Source organism: Pukyongia salina (assembly GCF_002966125.1).
Classification (GTDB): Bacteria; Bacteroidota; Bacteroidia; order Flavobacteriales; family Flavobacteriaceae; genus Pukyongia; species Pukyongia salina.
On sequence record NZ_CP027062.1, the window covers coordinates 2,615,602 to 2,633,292 of the forward strand.

Sequence of the window (17,691 nt, forward strand, 5' to 3'; positions counted from 1 at the left end):
TAATTTAAAGTATATATTTGCAACATAAATAAATACATGAGAAAGGTAGTTTTAATTAGTTTGGCGGTTTTTAGTTTGCTGAGCTGTGCAACAAAAAAGGAGATAATCTACTTCCAGGACTCAGATTCCTTAAATAATACCGAAATTCAGAAAGCATTCGAACCTATTATTGAGCCCAACGATATTCTACATATCTCAATATCATCTTTTGATGATAGCCTGGTAGCTCCGTTTAACAAAGAAAAATTTGCCGAAAATAATGCCAATGCAGATAATCTAGCTTTGCAGGGATATTTGGTAAATTCGGAAGGCAATATAAACTTTCCTGTTCTTGGAGCTATTGCTGTTGCCGGAAAATCGCGCTCCGAGATCGAAAACTTGCTACGAACCAAATTAATGGAGTACATCACAGACGTTGTAGTAGATGTTAGGATTCTTAATTTTAAGGTTACAATTTTGGGTGAAGTTGCGAATCCTGGAGTCTATACAATACGGAACGAACGAGTTACCGTACCAGAAGCCTTAGGACTGGCAGGTGATCTTACCGATGATGGTAACCGCAATAATATTAGTATTATACGTGAAGAAAACGGGAAACGAATTGTCACTAAGCTGGATTTAACCACATCGGATGTTTTTACAAGTAATTTCTTTTTTCTGAAACAAAACGATGTAATCTATGTGGAACCATCATTGAGAGGAGTAAAGAAATCTGGTTTCATCCCGGATATTCCTGCACTTTTATCCCTTGTAACTGTAGTGCTTAGTGCGGTGATAATTATAACACGTTAAAATGAAGGAAAAGGATTTAATTTCTTCCCAATCAGATCAAACCGTTCAGGATATAATCAAGCCCTATATTCGGTATTGGTATTTATTCCTCCTTGGCCTCATTATCACAATGGCCGGGGCATTTGTTTATCTAAGGTATGCTACGCCTATTTATTCGGTAAAAGCCAAGGTAATCATCAAAGATGAAAGCAATAGTAGTGGATTTCTCGAATTTTCTGCTATCCCCGAAATTGGTAATTATATGTCCAGGTATGGAAACAGCAAGATTGACGATGAGATTGCTATCTTCACCTCCAAGAGATTGATAACCAATGTGGTAAAAAAACTTGATCTCAATACAGTATATCGTGCCGTAGGTAATGTAAAGACTTCGGAACTTTACGGAACTCTCCCATTTACGGTTCAGTTTCTGGAGCCGGAATCAGAAAATAAAGGTGGGGCATTTCCTGTATTGAATATAGAGATTCAGGATCAAGCAACCTATAAGATTTCGGGAGATAACCTCGCTAATTCAGGTATCTATAATTTTGGGGATAGGGTGCATTTTGATTTTGCAGACTTGATCGTCCTACCAAATATGGAGGACGAGGCACTATTTAGTAAATATACCGGCGAGACTATTACGGTGGTACATAACGATGAAGAATCCGTCGCTCTTTACTATCAGGGAGAACTGAAATTGCTAAATGAGATCCCCAATAGCCATGTGATCGAGTTTTCCTTCGAATCTGCCACACCGCAGAAAGCCATGGATTTTCTGGATCAGTTGATCGTTGAATATAATGAAGATGCCGTTGATGACAGAAATCAAATTACGCGGCAAACCCTGAATTTTATAGATGACAGACTTCAAATTATTAGCAAAGAATTAGATTCGGTAGAATTAGACAAGGAACAGTTTAAGAGTAAAAACAGGCTAACGAATATTCAGACCGAAGCAGCTATCATCCTTGAAAGTGCGAGTGAATTTGACAAGCGACAGCTTAATATTGCCACCCAATTGGAGTTAACCAATTCGATGATAGACTATATCGAGAATGAAGACGAAAATGAATTGTTGCCTACTAATATTGGTCTTGAAGGAGATGATGTTGTAGGCGCCGTAAACGATTACAATCAGTTGCTATTGCAGCGTAACCGACTCTTAAAATCGTCTACTACCAAGAACCCGGTCATCATAAACCTAAACAACCAGATACAACAAATACGCACTTCTATTTTACAGTCGTTAAAAAATACAAGAAACGGATTTCAGATATCCTTGCGCGATCTTAATTACGGTGAATCCAGCTTGAACAGTAAGATAGAGCAAGTTCCTGCCAAGGAACGAATCTACCGGGATATTGAAAGACAGCAATCCATTAAAGAGCAATTATTCCTGTTTCTGTTGCAACAGCGTGAAGAATCTTTAATTTCATTAGCCGCTATTGCCTCCAAGGCAAAAGTGGTTGACGATGCCTACAGTAGCAGACAGCCTGTTGCGCCAAAGAAATTGTTTATATATTTTATTGCCTTCGTGCTGGGATTATTACTAACCTTTTTAGGCATTTATTTTAAAGGGTTATTTAATAACAAGATCTCTAACAGAGAGGACCTGGAAAGATTACTCAGAAATATATCCATTCAAGGTGAAATTCCTAAACTGTCCAAAGGAACTCCAGATTTTATCACGCATAATGATAGAAGTATTATGGCCGAGTCCTTTCGTATCCTGCGAACCAACCTACAATATTTCATGAGAAATAAGGGAGTAGGTTCCGATGCGCATAAGACCATCTTCGTAACCTCGTCTATCACCAATGAAGGGAAAACCTTTGTTGCGTATAACCTTGCTACAACCCTTGCTCTTACCGGGAAAAGGGTGATCCTGGTAGGTGCCGATATTCGAAATCCACAACTACATAGATATCTGGCCAATGGTGACAGATCACTAAAAGGCCTTACCGAATTCATCGCAGATCCCACTGTGAATATTGATGATCTTGTTGCTAAAAGCGACAACCATAACGATCTGGATATTATTTTATCCGGTGCCATACCTCCAAATCCAGCCGAACTATTGTTAAGCAATAGAACCGAATTATTCTTTTCAGAATTGAAATCCAGATATGACCATGTGATAGTAGATACCGCTCCGTCTATGGTAGTAACAGATACCCTTCTTATAAGTTCGATCGCAGATGTAACGTTATATGTAGTACGAGCAGATTACACCGAAAAGAAACTGGTAGGATTTGTAAATGAGGCCAATAAGGACAACAAATTGCACAATATAGCTGTGGTGCTCAATGGAGTGAGTGAGAATAACTTCGGTTATGGAAATAAGTATGGCTATGTCTACGGTCAAGAGAAAAAATCTTTCTTTAAACGTCTCTTCAAATAATATGCTATGAGCCGGTTCCTACTTCTGTTTTGTTTAGTAAGCTATTCTTTAGTTTCACAAAACAGCGGTATTGTGGTTAACGGATCTGTAGCGGGTTCGGGATTTATTTCTTCTGAAGAAAACTTGCCTTTCTGGTTCTTCACGAACACATCAAACGAAAGATCTGCTACTACCGATGGTGTGATAACCGCCAATATACATTCAATGTATAATTTCGATCAAGGATCTCTTTTTGCCGGACTTAGTGGAGCCTTGAGAAATGGTTTCGACGATAAATTCCAACGCATGGATTTGTTTTTGGGGTATCGCAATAACTGGATCGAAGTTACCTTGGGCCCAAAAAGACATGAACAAGTATTAGATGGCCTTTCGGCCACCAATCAAAATTTTCTGTGGTCCGGGAATAGCAGACCGTTGCCCGGTTTTTTGGTTGAAGCTCCTCATTGGCTACAAATCACCGAAAGTCTCTCCCTGGACTGGAGTTTAGGCCACTATGTTTTAAACGACCAACGATATGTTAAAGATACCTGGGTGCATTTTAAAGATTTGGCCGTAAGATGGAATGTCAACGAAAATAATGGGCTTATGTTTAAGATTCAGCATGTTGCTCAGTGGTCCGGAACGTCAACTGTGTATGGAGAGCAACCAAACGATTTGGAAGCCTTTATCGATGTTTTCCTGGCGAAACGGGGAGGGGATGAGGCTACGGCCGGTGACCAGATCAATGCCGTAGGAAATCATCTGGGAAGTTATTTGCTGGAATACAAACTTTCACAAACGTCAGGGGACTTTATATTTTATCACGAACATCCGTTCGAGGACGGATCGGGTACGCGACTGGCAAATTTCCCTGATGGTGTATGGGGCATAAGTTTCGCGCCTGAAAACAAGAAGTTTTTTTCAAGAGTACTTTACGAGTTTATCACAACCAAAGATCAAAGTGGTAGCGGAAGTGGTACAGGTTTCGACCGTTATTTTAGTAATAAACTATATCGAACAGGCTGGGCATACGAAGAGACGATCATCGGTTATCCATTTTTTATTTACGATCCCGGTATCGAGATCACCGAGGAGACTACGCCTATTATAAGTGACCTGGTTCAGCTTCATCACTTTGCCGCCAACGGCACCTTCGGAAATTTCGCCTGGCTATTAAAAAGTTCGGTTTCCAATAACTCCGGTACGTTACGGGAACCTTTCAGTATGAAATTAAAGAACTGGTACAACTATCTTTCATTAAGTTACAATACGACCGGGTACGGGGCCTTCACAGTGGTATTGGGTGCCGATTTCAGCAATCTAGCCGATGATACTTTTGGAGCCGGCCTTGGCTATAGCTACAAATTCCAATAAAGATTTAAAGAATTTTTATGATTCGTTTTATGCGAAGCAAACGATTTTGACGTTATCTTTGCACACTTTCTAATAGCCCCTATGATTCAGGATATTATAGTTTCGATGCTTTGGAGCGTTTCACCCTTCGGTGAGGCCAAGGTGGGTATTCCCTATGGAATGCTACAGGGGCTGAACATTTACCTGGTTTTTATCGTGTGTTTTCTAGCGAATCTGCTTGTATTTCCAATCATGATGGTATTTCTTGATAATATCAATCATTATCTGCTACGCTGGAACTGGTATAAGAAATCTGCTATTTGGGTGGCTAGAAGGGCGAAGACAGGGTCGGGTAATAAAATACAGAAATATGGTTTCTGGGGCCTACTACTGTTTGTTATGATCCCTCTACCGGGAACAGGAGTATACGCTGGGAGTATTGCAAGTTACCTCTTCAGAATTGAAAAAAAGAAAGCATTTACAGCAAATGCCATTGGGATCTTTGTGTCTTCGGTGATCATCTGGGGTACAACCTTACTCACCATGGGTAGCCTGGGCTAGACCGTTTCATACCATTAACATCTTAGTATAAATCCGCGGTTGTGAATATTATCAATTCGTATCGTTGGATCGTCTGCAAGATATTTTCGTAAATGCGAAATAAACACATTGAGGCTTTTCTTGTTGAAATAATCGTTTTCACCCCAAATTTCGATTAGGATATCCTTATAACTACAAAGCTGGTTACGATTTGTCACCATATACAACAATACCTCCGACTCTCTAGCGGTAAGTGACTTGTAAGATCCTTCCATCGACAGGGTTTGCTCCTCGCTATTGAATTGATACATCCCTATCTGATGACAAGGCTTGATCTTTTTAGTTTTTTCTGAAGCTACCACCCGGGAAAGTATTGCATTGATACGGGCCACAAGTTCGTCTTCATCGATAGGTTTCTTTATATAGTCTACAGCCCCCTGAGCGAAACCTCTAAGCACATCGATCTTCATGGATCTGGCTGTTAAAAACAGAAAAGCTAAGCCCGGAAACTTACTCTTTATTTGCTTAGCCAAAGTAAACCCGTCTACATCAGGTAAAGTTACGTCGAGAATAGCGAGATCGAAAGAATCTTTATTCAATATCGATATGGCCTCTGCGGCAGTTTTGGACCATTGTATAGTAAGCGAATTTATCTTTAAATATTCAGATAGCACATATCCCAATGCTTCGTCATCTTCAACCAATAATATTTTAAAATTAGGCTTATTCATTAATCAACGGCAATTTAATTATTACATCAGTGCCACGGCCCACTTCACTATTCACCTCAATCTTACCTTTGTGCCGTTTAAGAACCTCCTGAACATAACTTAGGCCCAGACCGTAACCTGAAACATTTTGCATGTTATCAGGAATGACACGTACATATTTTTTAAAGATACGCTGTACGTCTTTTGGGTTTATTCCCCAACCGTTATCATTTATTTTAATAGTAAGATGTTTGCCTTCCTTTTGGGCACTTAATCTAATTTCGGGGTTATTTGAATACTTCTTACTATTATCGAGTAAGTTGAGAATTGCATTTTCCAAATGACTTCCAACACCTTTCAGTTTAAATTCTGCCTCTTCGATCGTAAAGTTGAATTCTACTTCTTCAAGTTGTACCAATGCCTTATATTCTTCGCATACTTTAACTAACAGTGGTCTAAAATCCAGCTGCTCCATTTGGAATAATTGTTTTTTCGATTCGATCATACTTAACTCCAGGATCTTGTCAATATGTCTTCGCAAACGCTCCACCTGCAATTTGATAATGCTGAAAACAGGTTTATGTTTCGCCTCGATATCCTTCTCCAGTATACCCGAAGCAAGGCTAATAGAGAATACAGGTGTTTTCAACTCATGAGTGAAATTATTTATAAATTCATTAGTACTGATAATTAAACTACGCTGAGATAAGTAGGATTTCATGATCCAAATGATCACGAGTATAATGATCACAATAAAGACCAGGCTTGGAATCACCATCCCGTTTAATTGGGATAAAAAATACCGGTTAAGATCTTTGAAATGTAATTCGAGAATAAGTTGTTTATTTAATGCCAGTGGTAAATATCCTTTTAATTCGATGGGATATCTAACTATAGTAGGATCCGGTTTCAATTTAACCGGAGATTCCAGGTAATAGGTGCTGTCCTTGGTGAACAGGCTGTAATCAAATTCTTTCTCGATACCATTTGCTACCAGACGACTTTGGATAAAATCGGATAAAAAATGGCGAGATGCCTCCTGAATACTATCTACACTCAACTTAAAGAAAGAATCGTCTTTTTTTAGAGATTGAAGTACAAGGAAAGATAACTGGTTTTCTGTGGAGAGGTCTTCCGTAATTACCTCGCTACTCAACGCAATATTTTCCCCAAATTGAACTCGCGCGAGATTAAGTCCAATTCTCAGGTATTGGTATTGAATGATGAACAATCCTATTATGGCCGCAGCGAAAAGAACAATATATAAGTTACGGTTCCGGTACATCTAGCGCTATATTACTAAAAATTATCCTGAATTAACTTTAATTATAATACTGTTAATCCTATTAAATTTTCATTAAACCTTTTCAACTACACTTAACTCGATACGGCTACAATTCCACATATATTCGCCGTTAAACTATCAATAGAAAGTTGTGCAGAGACCAATCACCTTCTTATTACTTGTTTTTATTCTTATATATCCAATAGTTTCTTTGAACGCTCAGGGTTGCGTTGCCATTAGGCATTTCTCATGCGCGGTAGGCAATACCCTGGATACAAATGCTTATAGCGAGGGCGAATTACGTCTTGGGATGAATTACCGATTCTTCGAATCTTTTCGCCATTTCCGGGGCACGGAAGAAGAACCTGATCGGGTTTCTAATAGCACCGAGGTGGTTAATTATTCTAATTCATGGGATTTATCCTTATCCTATGGAATCTCCAGCCGATGGTACGTAGGGATTACCATTCCCACTGTGATCAATGAACGATCATCTCTATATGAACACGGAAGAAACGAACGCAATAAAACCTCCTCGCGCGGACTTGGAGATATTAGGGTAGGTGGGGGTTATTGGTTGTTCGACCCGCTAGAGTCCAGTAAAATGAATGTGGCCATCGGGCTCGCATTGAAATTTCCCACAGGCAACTATAGCGCAACCGACATATTTTACAACGTTGGTCCAGGAGGAAGTCCGGAGGTTCGTCCGGTTGATCAATCCATACAACCCGGGGATGGTGGTTTCGGATTTGTGGTGGATTTTCAGTATTACCAGCGCATTGTTAACCAGCTCTATGGTTACGCAGGGGGATTCTATCTTTTTAATCCAAGAGGGATTAACAGTACCCGCACTTTCAGGGAGACATTAAGTCCGATACTGCAAAATGAGGCCATCATGGCTGTGCCGGACCAATTTTCCTTACGCGGTGGATTAAGCTATTCTGTCTCTGCCCAGATAGCAACCTCATTAGGAGCACGCTATGAGGGTGTGCCGGTGAGAGATGTTTTTGGCCCCGATTATGGTTTCAGACGTCCGGGAAATGTCGTTTCAATAGAACCCGGACTTTCATGTACATTGAATAACCTGGCGTTAAATTTAAGTGTCCCTGTGGCTTTAAGAAGAGAGCGTCCACAAAGTGTTACCGATCTGGAAACGCAGATGATCACGGGTATGCCCAGGGCAGGTGACGCCGCTTTTGCCGATTATCTTATCAACTTCGGGATCTCTTATAGTTTCAGAAAAAAGAATACAGACCCAATAGATTCTAACGAGAAAGTTATGTTCGAATAGTTTTTTTCAAATTTCCTAGTGTGCGGCGTCATTGATATTCGATGGCGCCGTTTTTTATTCCTTTTTCTTTCTGAATAAAAACCCCAACGGCAACCAGATAAACAAAAAGAGAAATTTTCCTGTGAGCAATCCAAAAACAGTTATAGCCGCCGCGATCACCATGATCCAGATTTTATAAGGGCCTAAATTCATACTCTTTACCGTAACTATCCTTGTAGATCTCTATTCAATTACTCTCACCTCTACGCGTCTGTTAAGTGCTTTGCCAGCATCGGTTTCGTTGCTTGCTACAGGGCTGGATTCTCCTTTACCATCGGCCGAGATATTCGCGACGTCAATGCCCTCCTTTTTTAACCAGGATCTTACAGACTTCGCTCTTCGGCGAGACAGGTCCTCGTTATAAGCCGCATCTCCTTCCGAATCTGTATGACCAATGATCTCGATCTTTATTTCCGCATTATTCCTTATGAATCCTGCAAGTTCTTTTAAAACAGGTTCAGACCCGGCTTTTGGAATGTCCTTCCCCGAATCGAATAATATGCCATACAAATTTACATAGCCTTTTTGCTTGATTTCTTCACTAACGTAATTTTCGTCTTCCGATTCCTTCACTTTCAGGATGAGGGTTACTTGTTTGTTTTCGTCTCGTTTCAGCTCAAAATTCTCACTGGTTGGTTGATAGCCCTCTTTATTGGCTAAAAGGCTAATGATTCCCACGGGAACCTCGTTTAGTTCAAAGGAACCGTCGGCAGCAGATAAAGCTTGTACGAGTCCGTTAGCCGAAACTAATACCCCTTCAAGGGGCTTGTTCTGCTCATTTTTTACCATACCTCGTATCTTGCCATTGCATTTGTATTGAGAGGTAGGATTGATGAGCAATTGCACGAAATCGATAGCAAAACCGTCCCCGGCATCATTTATAGGATCATCTATGCTTATACTTACCGAACCCGATTCGAATAATTCGAAATCTTCCGGTAAGATCCCGATCTGTACAAGTTTTCCCGTTGGACCGGTCTGATTTAAACTGTTTAGAATATTCTCAACATATTGCAGTCTCTTTTCATTGATATGAAACTGAAAGGACGTGCCCCATACAGGTGATTGAAAATCGTCAAGCATCATCTGTAAAACTACTTGTTCTATTTCAATAGCGGGAGGGTCGAAATTCATTTGGATAGCCACAGGGTATGTATGCGCGCGAAGGGTATAGGAGGTATATCCATCGCTTCGGGCTCGCTTATAACCGCTAACCACCATGATGCGGTCTGTGCCGGGATGATCTGTAGAGTCGACCTCCCACGGATATCGATGCGTCGAAGTGTTCTTACCGCAAAATGGATCGAATCCCGGGTCCCATCCAAACCCTAAATTGTCTACATCACCAACACGAACTTGTATAGCGGCTTTTTCTCCATCGGTAGCGTAAAAATACTGATCGGATACAATCGTATCTGTCTCGCTCGATGTATCGTCTTCAATTTCAGTTTTATTTTCTATATCCTGAACCACTTCCTCTTTTATGGGAATTGTCTCCTCAGGTAGTACTTCCGGAGTTTTTTCTTCAGCATTTTTACATGAAAAATTAAGTGTAAAAAGAAATATGATGGCCCAGCAATACAGTAAATACTTCATAATCATTCGTTTATTCGAATTTAATGATTTTGCACTTAATATTAGTGCGTTATGTATAATTCAAACAAAACAAAAATAAGATATAGTGGAGGCATTGGGAATTTTACTTCCCAATACAAAAATTAGCAAAGATGTTGCCTAAAAGCTCATCGTTAGTGATCTCGCCGGTTATCTCCCCGAAGTAATACAATGCCTGCCGTATATCCACGGCCAGCAGATCCCCGCTAAGATTATTATCCAGACCCTGCTGCACCTTATCGATCTCTTCCAGGGCTTTCAGTAGCGCATCGTAATGACGGGTATTGGTTACGATAGTTTCGTTATTGCGCAAGGCACCTGTATTTACCAACTCTAATAATGTACTCTTTAATGTTTCAACACCTTCCCCGGTTTTAGCCGATAGGAGCAGGGCATGGGACTTTTCACTCTGGCCGGAGATTTCCTTTAGATCAGTTTCGATCTTTTTTCTTTCATTACCGCTTATTAGATCACTCTTGTTCACAATAATAAGTACGGCCTTTTGAGGATATTTATTTCTTATTTTCTGAATCTCCACTCTAAGAGCGTCTTCCATACTTATAAACTTCTGCGCCTCAAGCAGGAACACCACGACCTGCGCCTGCTCCATCTTCTCGAAGGTTTTCTTTATTCCCAGGCCTTCTATCACGTCACTGGTATCCCTTATTCCGGCCGTGTCTATAAACCTGAAGGCAATCCCACCTATTGTGATCTCATCTTCTATAGTATCCCGCGTCGTACCTGCGATATCACTTACAATGGCTCGCTCTTCATTGAGCAGAGCATTCAATAGGGTAGATTTACCCACATTGGGTTCTCCCACGATGGCAACAGGAATACCATTTTTCAATACGTTTCCGGTGGCGAACGAATCTATCAGGCGTTTCAAAACGGTTCGAATCCGGCTGATCAGCTTCTGGAATTCATCACGATTGGCAAATTCTACATCTTCTTCAGCAAAATCCAATTCCAATTCGATTAGGGAAGCAAAATTGAGCAGTTCCTCTCTTAGTTTTTTTATTTCTGAAGAAAAACCTCCACGCATTTGTTGTATGGCCAGTTGATGTGAGGCTTCACTATCACTGGCTATCAGATCGGCCACGGCCTCTGCCTGACTTAGATCCATCTTACCATTGAGAAAAGCTCTTAGGGTAAATTCCCCGGCCTGAGCCATTCGGCATCCTTTCCGAAGCGCCAGCTGGATAATTTCCTGCTGAATGTAGTTGCTTCCGTGACAAGAGAATTCCACCACATCTTCCCCGGTATAACTCTGCGGATCCTTAAAAATACTTGCAAGCACCTCGTCGATTACTCGTTCTCCGTCTTTTATATGCCCTAAATGCACGGTGTGCGTAGGTTGGTCCATAAGTCTCTTGCCAGAGACAGAATGAAACATAGATGACGCAATACCAAGAGCATCGGGGCCCGATAGCCGTATAATGGCTATGGCTCCCGCACCGGCGGCGGTGGCTAACGCAACTATGGTATCATTTTGGATCATAGGCTGCAAAAATACGAATTAGTTAAGAGTTGTAACATTTTTGTAATTGTGCAGTCATATTAGCACAACCTCAAAATCAATCAAAAAAATGAAAGTAATCAATCAAAGCGCGAGGCGAACAGATAACAATCTTCTCGTAATCACACATCTATCACAGCTTTTATACTACGTAACCGGGTTTGGAGGCCTTCTTGTACCCTTAATATTGTGGCTTACACAGAAGGATAAAGTAGAGGGTATGGATGAGCACGGAAAAGCAATTGTGAACTTTCAACTAACGCTTATTCTAATCATGGTGCTTAGTATTCCCGGAATTTTCCTCTTCGGTTTAGGTATACTGGGTCTCATTTATGTAGGATTCGCAGGGTTCATTATTCCTATCATTAACGGTGTAAAAGCCGGAAATGGCGAAGCGCCTTCCTATTTCGGAACGATCAGATTCCTTTCTTAAGATGATTTGGTGGATAATATTAGGTGCGGCTTTCGTACTCTGCACCCTTTGTTTCGCTGGTGTTTTCCGAAAGGATAACTGGCGATCCATGGACGATAAGTAATTTTTATATTCGATTAATTACTTGTATGAAGTTTAATGGCCAAACCCTGTCTCCTTTGATGGGGTTCGGTTTTTCTTATACTAAGGTCGAGTAATAATGATTTTGTTCTTCACTAAATAAATCCAATATTTGATCTTATGCATAATTGTCTAATAAAGAGATACTAAACCTTATGAGAGATCGTAAGAACTGGGTTGTCTACGGATTGGCATTCTTCAATATCGCCATTCATCTCTATGTTATTAACAACTTAGAATATCATCGTGACGAACTACTCTATTTCTCTCTGGGAACACACCCCGATCTGGGTTATGCCACAGTGCCACCTCTCATTGGCTGGATTGCTGCTATCATGCAGAAATTATTCGGGTTTTCTCTCTTTGCCGTAAAATTATTTCCAGCCCTGCTGGGAGGCGCACTGGTTGTCTTGACTGCCAGGATAACCCAAGAACTTAAGGGTGGCGCCTATGCACAAATTTTAACGGCTGTGGCAATAGTTTGTATGCCGGTTGGCCTAAGGGCATTTCACCTGTTTCAGCCTGTGCCAATGGAGCTATTCCTGTGGACTCTTATACTATTCTATACGTTGAGATACGTGAACACAGACAAACCAAAATTTCTTCTAATAGTCGGTTTTGTTACAGGTATTGCATTACTCAATAAGTATCTTGTCGCACTGCTCATACTCGCCTTGCTTGTAGCTTTGGCACTTACAGCTCATCGTCGTGTATTTAAGGTTAAAACCCTGTATTATGCAATGTTGATCGCTTTTCTCGTCTTCCTCCCAAATTTGGTCTGGCAATACTCTCACGATTTCCCTGTAATTGGACATATGAACGCCCTTAATGAAAATCAGTTGGTCTATGTGGATCGATTTTCTTTCTTGGCCGATCAATTATTGATGACATTTTCAGTATGCTTCCTTTTAATAATAGGAATGGTCCATTTTTTAAGATCTACTAAGTACCGCTATGTTGCTTATACCGCGATAGTAGTGGTTTTGGTCTTACTGGCTTTAAAAGGTAAGAGTTACTACACTATGGGTGTGTTTCCGGTACTTATCTGTGGTGGTTGTGTTGCGATGGAAAAATGGATATCGAACAGGTGGGTTCGATATGCCATTCCAGTAGTAATTGTCATGATCACCCTGCCGGCCTTGCCTATCGGGCTTCCCATTTACAGCGAAGAAGGCCTGGTTCGCTATTTTCAGGATCTGGAAGAGGAACATGGAATAGATATCGGTCGTCGTTTCGAGGATGGTACCATTCATTCGCTTCCTCAGGATTATGCAGATCAATTGGGCTGGGAAGAACTTACTAAAGTCACTAAGAAAGCTTACGATCAAATTCCTGAAAAAGATCTAAGCAAGGCCGTTATTTATGCCTCAAATTACGGGCAGGCCGGGGCTATTACCGTTATCGGTAAAAAATACGAGCTGCCCGAACCCGTGTGTTTTCATGAGAGTTTTTACTATTGGTTTCCAAAACAATTCGATCCGGATATAGAATATCTTATCTATATCAATGACGAGTTGGGGGAGAATGTAGCAGACTTGTTTCAGGAGATCGAATTAGTTGGTTCGATCTCTAATCCTAATGCGAGAGAATTTGGAACTGCGGTTTATCTATGCAAGAGTCCCAGAGCATCCTTCAATGATTTCTGGGCCGAGGTCCTGGAAAGTGTAGAGGATCCCTTTTAGTTATTCAGCATAACTGGCATCACCAGCATGGTAACCTGTTCTCCCTCGTCCAAGCCATCTACCGGGGTAAGAATACCGGCGCGATTGGGAAGAGACATTTCCAAGGAAACATCATCACAGTCAAGATTATTCAGCATTTCGGTTAGGAATCGTGAATTAAACCCAATTTGCATATCATCCCCCTGGTAGTCGCAGGTTAACCGTTCTTCAGCTTTGTTGCTGTAGTCGATATCTTCGGCAGAAATATTGAGCTCGGCACCGGCGATCTTTAAGCGGATCTGGTGAGTGGTTTTGTTACTGAAGATACTTACCCTGCGCACCGAATTAAGGAACTGAGTACGGTCTATCGTAAGTTTATTCGGATTTTCCTTCGGAATAACAGCTTCGTAATTTGGGTATTTCCCGTCTATTAATCTACATACCATTTCGGTGCTATCGAAACTAAATTTAGCGTTGCTTTCATTGTACTCTATCGCAACGTCTTCTTCACTTCCTGCCAGGATGCTCTTTAATAGATTCAGAGGTTTTTTTGGCATAATGAATTCTGCAACCTGGGATGCACTTACATCGGCTCTCGAATATTTTACAAGTTTATGTGCATCGGTGGCGACAAAGGTGAGATCTTCTGTAGAGAATTGAAAGAACACGCCGCTCATTACGGGTCTTAGATCGTCATTTCCACTTGCAAAGATGGTCTTGCTAATAGCCGTAGCCAATATGTCACCTTGAATGGTTGTGGCGGATGGGTCCTTTAATTCAACCGCCGTTGGAAACTCCTCACCATCAGCATAGGCGAGAGCGTACTTACCGTGATTACTACTTATTTCTACAGTATTGTTATCTTCTACCGTAAAGGTTAGTGGTTGTTCAGGGAAGGTTTTCAGCGTATCGAGAAGTAAGCGGGCTGGAATACATACACTACCTTTCTCACTGCTTTCTACCTCAAGTTTCGATGAAATGGTTGTTTCAAGATCTGAGGCCGAAACTGTTAAATTCTTTCCGTCCAGATCGAACAAGAAATTATCTAAAATGGGTAATGTATTATTACTATTGATGATGCCACCTAAAACCTGAAGTTGTTTTAATAAATAAGAACTCGATACTATAAATTTCATGTTCGGAGTATGTCTTTCTGGGTTGAATTTCTGAAGGCCAAACGATAAGTTTCGCCTAACTACAAATATATTTTAATTGCTCTTTTAGATAAAACAAACTTATTAACATTTTGGACATAACTATCCCGTTATTATTGTTGGTATTTACGCTTCCGAAGGTATTGAAAGGAAATCCCGAAAACAGCTAATAATCCTAATGGTAACAGCAAGTTTAAAATTTGCCACTTACTTCTTTCGTCACTTGTTTTCTGAGGATCAAGAAAGGCCACGGCAATTTCCTTGGTTCGAATGTTTATAAGTCCGCTATCGTCCAACAGAAAATTTACCGTATTCAGCAGAAATTCCTTGTTTCCATAGAAGGATTGCGTCCATTTGTCGAAACCTAGTTCGAGAGGCCGTCCTCGGTCCAGTTGATTCCTTATTACATCGCCATCACTTATCACTACCATTCGGGTGGGTGCAGAGGTGGATTTATCTTCCACTAGCTTTACCGGTTTTACACGGTTGTTATAAACCGAAGTAAATTCTCCTTCCAGTAATACAGCCAAGGGAACTTCACCAGCAGTGAATTTGCCGGGATCGGGCCCTTCGTTGATCACTTTCAGATTTTCCGGTATCTCTTTATCGATATTGATCTCTGCTGGAAGACCTATTAGCTGTGAAATGGGTGACGAACTCAGCAGTACGGTTTTATCTATACCATTAGGCAGTGTATCTATGGCACTGGCATATTCAAACTTCACGGCCTCGATATTAGTAACTACAGGATGATTATTGGCCGAACTGCTCAACGGATTAAAAAACCAGGGATATCGATTGTACTGCGATTCGCGTTCTTGCCCACTTGCCAGTACTATAGGAGCGGCATAAATATCTTTTACGAGATTAGGGTTGACACGTAGGCCGTATTTAAAGAAGAAATCGTTCAGGTTGAGGTCTTTTCCGAAGGAAAAAGTATTACCACTAACAGTGTCGATCCTATTTTCGGTGGCGTCTACCAGCCAAAGCATAGCACCTCCATTCATGGTATACTGGTCGAGTATATATTTTTCAGTTTCTGAAAAGGATTGCGTAGGCCCGGCAGATACGATTAGATCGAATTCCTTGAGTTGATCCAATGTTCGCTGAGGAGACACCGCGGCCGAATCCAGAGTATACGGAGCGATAAAGTAATAATCGCGTAGCGTACTGAAAAAGTCGGCCACATATCTGTCATCAAGCTGTCCATTCCCTTTCAAAACAGCCACCTTTCTGCGTTTTGGCTGCGTTAGCTTACTAAAACCATCGGCAAATGCATATTCCAGGTTCTGGATCGAATTGTTCACCCTTTCTTCGGTGGTACTTCCCAGTTGATTTTTCAATAAAGGGATCTTTACCGTTTTGTCGTTGTAATAGGCCAGAGCCCAGGGGTACACCAATTCGGTACTGATCTTTCCATTTTTCTGAACTTCAACCTGCGCGGCTGTGAGTCCGAAATTTCGCATCTGCTCCTGGATATTCTCCCGGTCTTCTTCGTTTTCCAGGGGATTGATGAACCGATAAATTATATTGGGATTATAGGCTTTAAATTCTTCCAGTAACTGTTCGGTCTCTTGTTGTAGTCTTCTAAACTCGGGTGGAAAATTCCCCTTCAGGAAAATATCGATCACAATGGGTGAATTAGCCTCGGCAATGGTTTCTTTAGCAGCTTCAGAGAGGGTATAGCGTTTGTCCTGCGTGAGGTCGAAGCGCTTGTATACATAACCGCTTATAACATTCAGCAAGACAATAGCTGCAACGAGCGTAAAAAGCTGGACGATATGTTTACGAGAACCGCCCATCAACGTTTGTTAAGTTTAAAGACAGTAAAAATTAAGAACAGTGCGGTAATGCTTAAAAAGTAAACCAGGTCCCGCGTATCTAAAACACCTCGGGAAACACTATCGAAATGAGCCTTCATACCTAATTTGTCCAACGGAATCCCAAATTCTAAGGTGGCAAGACCTTCAAATCCATAATACAGGGCGAAGCACAGAAAAACCGAGATGAGGAAGGCTACGATCTGGTTTGATGACAGGGAAGAGCCAAAGATCCCAATGGCGGTATAGGCCGCCGCAAGGAAGAAGAGGCCGATATAAGAACCCACGGTACTACCAACATCCCAGTTTCCTTCAGGATTACCAAGGGCGGAGATCGTAAGGATGTATAATAGGGTAGGGGCCAATGCGATCACTAATAAGATTACCGAACCCAGGTATTTTCCGAAGACAATATTGTGCAAAGCCAGAGGTTTGGTTAGCAACAACTCCAGGGTGCCCAGTTTCAACTCATCACTAAAGGCTCTCATAGTCACAGCCGGAATCAGGAAAAGTAGGATCCAGGGGGCCAGTTCGAAAAAAGGTGCCAGGTCTGCGAAACCAGAATCGAAGATATTATAGTCTCCGCCAAATACCCATAGAAATAACCCGTTAAGTATAAGGAAAATACCTATCACTAGGTACCCAATGGGACTGGCAAAGAAAGAGTTTATTTCTTTTTTTATAATCGCTGTCATTAATTTAAACTATGCAAAGTGTCCACACTCCATGCATTCGCTTTAGAACGAAACATGCTTTTAGTTGTTGTCCAGACTTTTTTAAATAATTCGCTTTTCCGGTAATCTTCGAGGGCCTGCTCATTTTCCCAGCGGCTGTAGGTAAAAAAGATACAAGGATCGGTTCTATCCCTGTATAATTCTAAAAAATTACAACCCGGGAATGCCCGGATCTTATCTTTTACCGAATCAAAATTAGAAAGAAAAGCAGCTACTTTGGCTGCCTCAAATTCCATTTTTACAATTCTTGTGAACATAGTTAAT

General features: G+C 41.1%; 15 protein-coding genes. 7 read left to right on the forward strand and 8 right to left on the reverse strand.

Annotated features, from left to right (window positions below; genetic code table 11):
• Positions 1 to 36: 36 nt before the first annotated feature.
• From C5O00_RS11770 to C5O00_RS11785, 4 genes are all read left to right on the forward strand, one after another.
• Positions 37 to 792: a polysaccharide biosynthesis/export family protein gene (locus C5O00_RS11770; protein WP_105217048.1), complete on the forward strand. Its 756-nt coding sequence runs from the start codon at positions 37 to 39 to the stop codon at positions 790 to 792.
• Position 793: 1 nt separating this feature from the next.
• On the forward strand, positions 794 to 3,175 hold the full coding sequence (locus tag C5O00_RS11775) for a GumC family protein (protein ID WP_105217049.1): 2,382 nt from the start codon (positions 794 to 796) through the stop codon (positions 3,173 to 3,175).
• A 6-nt stretch (positions 3,176 to 3,181) separates the two neighbouring features.
• Entirely contained in the window at positions 3,182 to 4,528 is a 1,347-nt protein-coding gene (locus tag C5O00_RS11780) for a capsule assembly Wzi family protein (protein WP_105217050.1), read from the forward strand.
• A gap of 81 nt (positions 4,529 to 4,609) precedes the next feature.
• Positions 4,610 to 5,068 carry a COG2426 family protein gene (locus C5O00_RS11785; protein ID WP_105217051.1) on the forward strand — a complete coding sequence of 153 codons (459 nt, stop codon included), beginning with the start codon at positions 4,610 to 4,612 and terminating at the stop codon, positions 5,066 to 5,068.
• A 14-nt stretch (positions 5,069 to 5,082) separates the two neighbouring features.
• On the opposite strand, the gene C5O00_RS11790 is transcribed toward C5O00_RS11785, so the two are convergent.
• Both C5O00_RS11790 and C5O00_RS11795 read right to left on the reverse strand, forming a co-directional pair.
• The gene (locus C5O00_RS11790) at positions 5,083 to 5,778 is read right to left on the reverse strand and encodes a response regulator transcription factor (RefSeq protein WP_105217052.1); all 696 of its coding nucleotides are present in this window, start codon (positions 5,776 to 5,778) and stop codon (positions 5,083 to 5,085) included.
• A complete protein-coding gene (locus tag C5O00_RS11795; protein WP_105217053.1) occupies positions 5,771 to 7,042 on the reverse strand; it encodes a sensor histidine kinase in 1,272 nt (423 codons plus the stop codon). Before C5O00_RS11795 ends, C5O00_RS11790 begins: the two co-directional genes overlap by 8 nt.
• 151 nt (positions 7,043 to 7,193) lie before the next feature.
• On the opposite strand from C5O00_RS11795, the gene C5O00_RS11800 reads away from it, so the two are divergent.
• Positions 7,194 to 8,333 carry a hypothetical protein gene (locus tag C5O00_RS11800; RefSeq protein WP_105217054.1) on the forward strand — a complete coding sequence of 380 codons (1,140 nt, stop codon included), beginning with the start codon at positions 7,194 to 7,196 and terminating at the stop codon, positions 8,331 to 8,333.
• Between the two features lie 222 nt (positions 8,334 to 8,555).
• On the opposite strand, the gene C5O00_RS11805 is transcribed toward C5O00_RS11800, so the two are convergent.
• Both C5O00_RS11805 and mnmE read right to left on the reverse strand, forming a co-directional pair.
• Positions 8,556 to 9,968 (reverse strand): OmpA family protein, encoded by a 1,413-nt coding sequence (locus C5O00_RS11805; RefSeq protein WP_158676846.1) that lies wholly within the window; start codon positions 9,966 to 9,968, stop codon positions 8,556 to 8,558.
• A gap of 103 nt (positions 9,969 to 10,071) precedes the next feature.
• The gene (mnmE, locus tag C5O00_RS11810) at positions 10,072 to 11,487 is read right to left on the reverse strand and encodes a tRNA uridine-5-carboxymethylaminomethyl(34) synthesis GTPase MnmE (protein ID WP_105217056.1); all 1,416 of its coding nucleotides are present in this window, start codon (positions 11,485 to 11,487) and stop codon (positions 10,072 to 10,074) included.
• Between the two features lie 88 nt (positions 11,488 to 11,575).
• Between mnmE and C5O00_RS11815 the strand changes: the two genes are divergently transcribed.
• Together C5O00_RS11815 and C5O00_RS11820 are read left to right on the forward strand one after the other, a co-directional pair.
• Entirely contained in the window at positions 11,576 to 11,938 is a 363-nt protein-coding gene (locus tag C5O00_RS11815; RefSeq protein WP_105217057.1) for a DUF4870 domain-containing protein, read from the forward strand.
• A 275-nt stretch (positions 11,939 to 12,213) separates the two neighbouring features.
• Entirely contained in the window at positions 12,214 to 13,740 is a 1,527-nt protein-coding gene (locus C5O00_RS11820; protein ID WP_158676847.1) for a glycosyltransferase family 39 protein, read from the forward strand.
• Here C5O00_RS11820 and dnaN read toward each other — a convergent pair.
• The 4 genes from dnaN to C5O00_RS11840 all read right to left on the reverse strand — a co-directional run bounded on the left by dnaN (position 13,737) and on the right by C5O00_RS11840 (position 17,684).
• A complete protein-coding gene (gene dnaN / locus C5O00_RS11825; protein ID WP_105217059.1) occupies positions 13,737 to 14,855 on the reverse strand; it encodes a DNA polymerase III subunit beta in 1,119 nt (372 codons plus the stop codon). The genes C5O00_RS11820 and dnaN overlap by 4 nt on opposite strands.
• Before the next feature lie 131 nt (positions 14,856 to 14,986).
• The gene (gene gldG / locus C5O00_RS11830; RefSeq protein ID WP_105217060.1) at positions 14,987 to 16,675 is read right to left on the reverse strand and encodes a gliding motility-associated ABC transporter substrate-binding protein GldG; all 1,689 of its coding nucleotides are present in this window, start codon (positions 16,673 to 16,675) and stop codon (positions 14,987 to 14,989) included.
• Positions 16,675 to 17,388, reverse strand: coding sequence for a gliding motility-associated ABC transporter permease subunit GldF (gene gldF / locus C5O00_RS11835; RefSeq protein ID WP_105217061.1), 714 nt, complete (start codon positions 17,386 to 17,388; stop codon positions 16,675 to 16,677). The genes gldG and gldF overlap by 1 nt, the downstream gene beginning before the upstream one ends.
• On the reverse strand, positions 17,388 to 17,684 hold the full coding sequence (locus C5O00_RS11840) for a putative quinol monooxygenase (RefSeq protein WP_105217062.1): 297 nt from the start codon (positions 17,682 to 17,684) through the stop codon (positions 17,388 to 17,390). The genes gldF and C5O00_RS11840 overlap by 1 nt, the downstream gene beginning before the upstream one ends.
• Positions 17,685 to 17,691 lie beyond the last annotated feature (7 nt).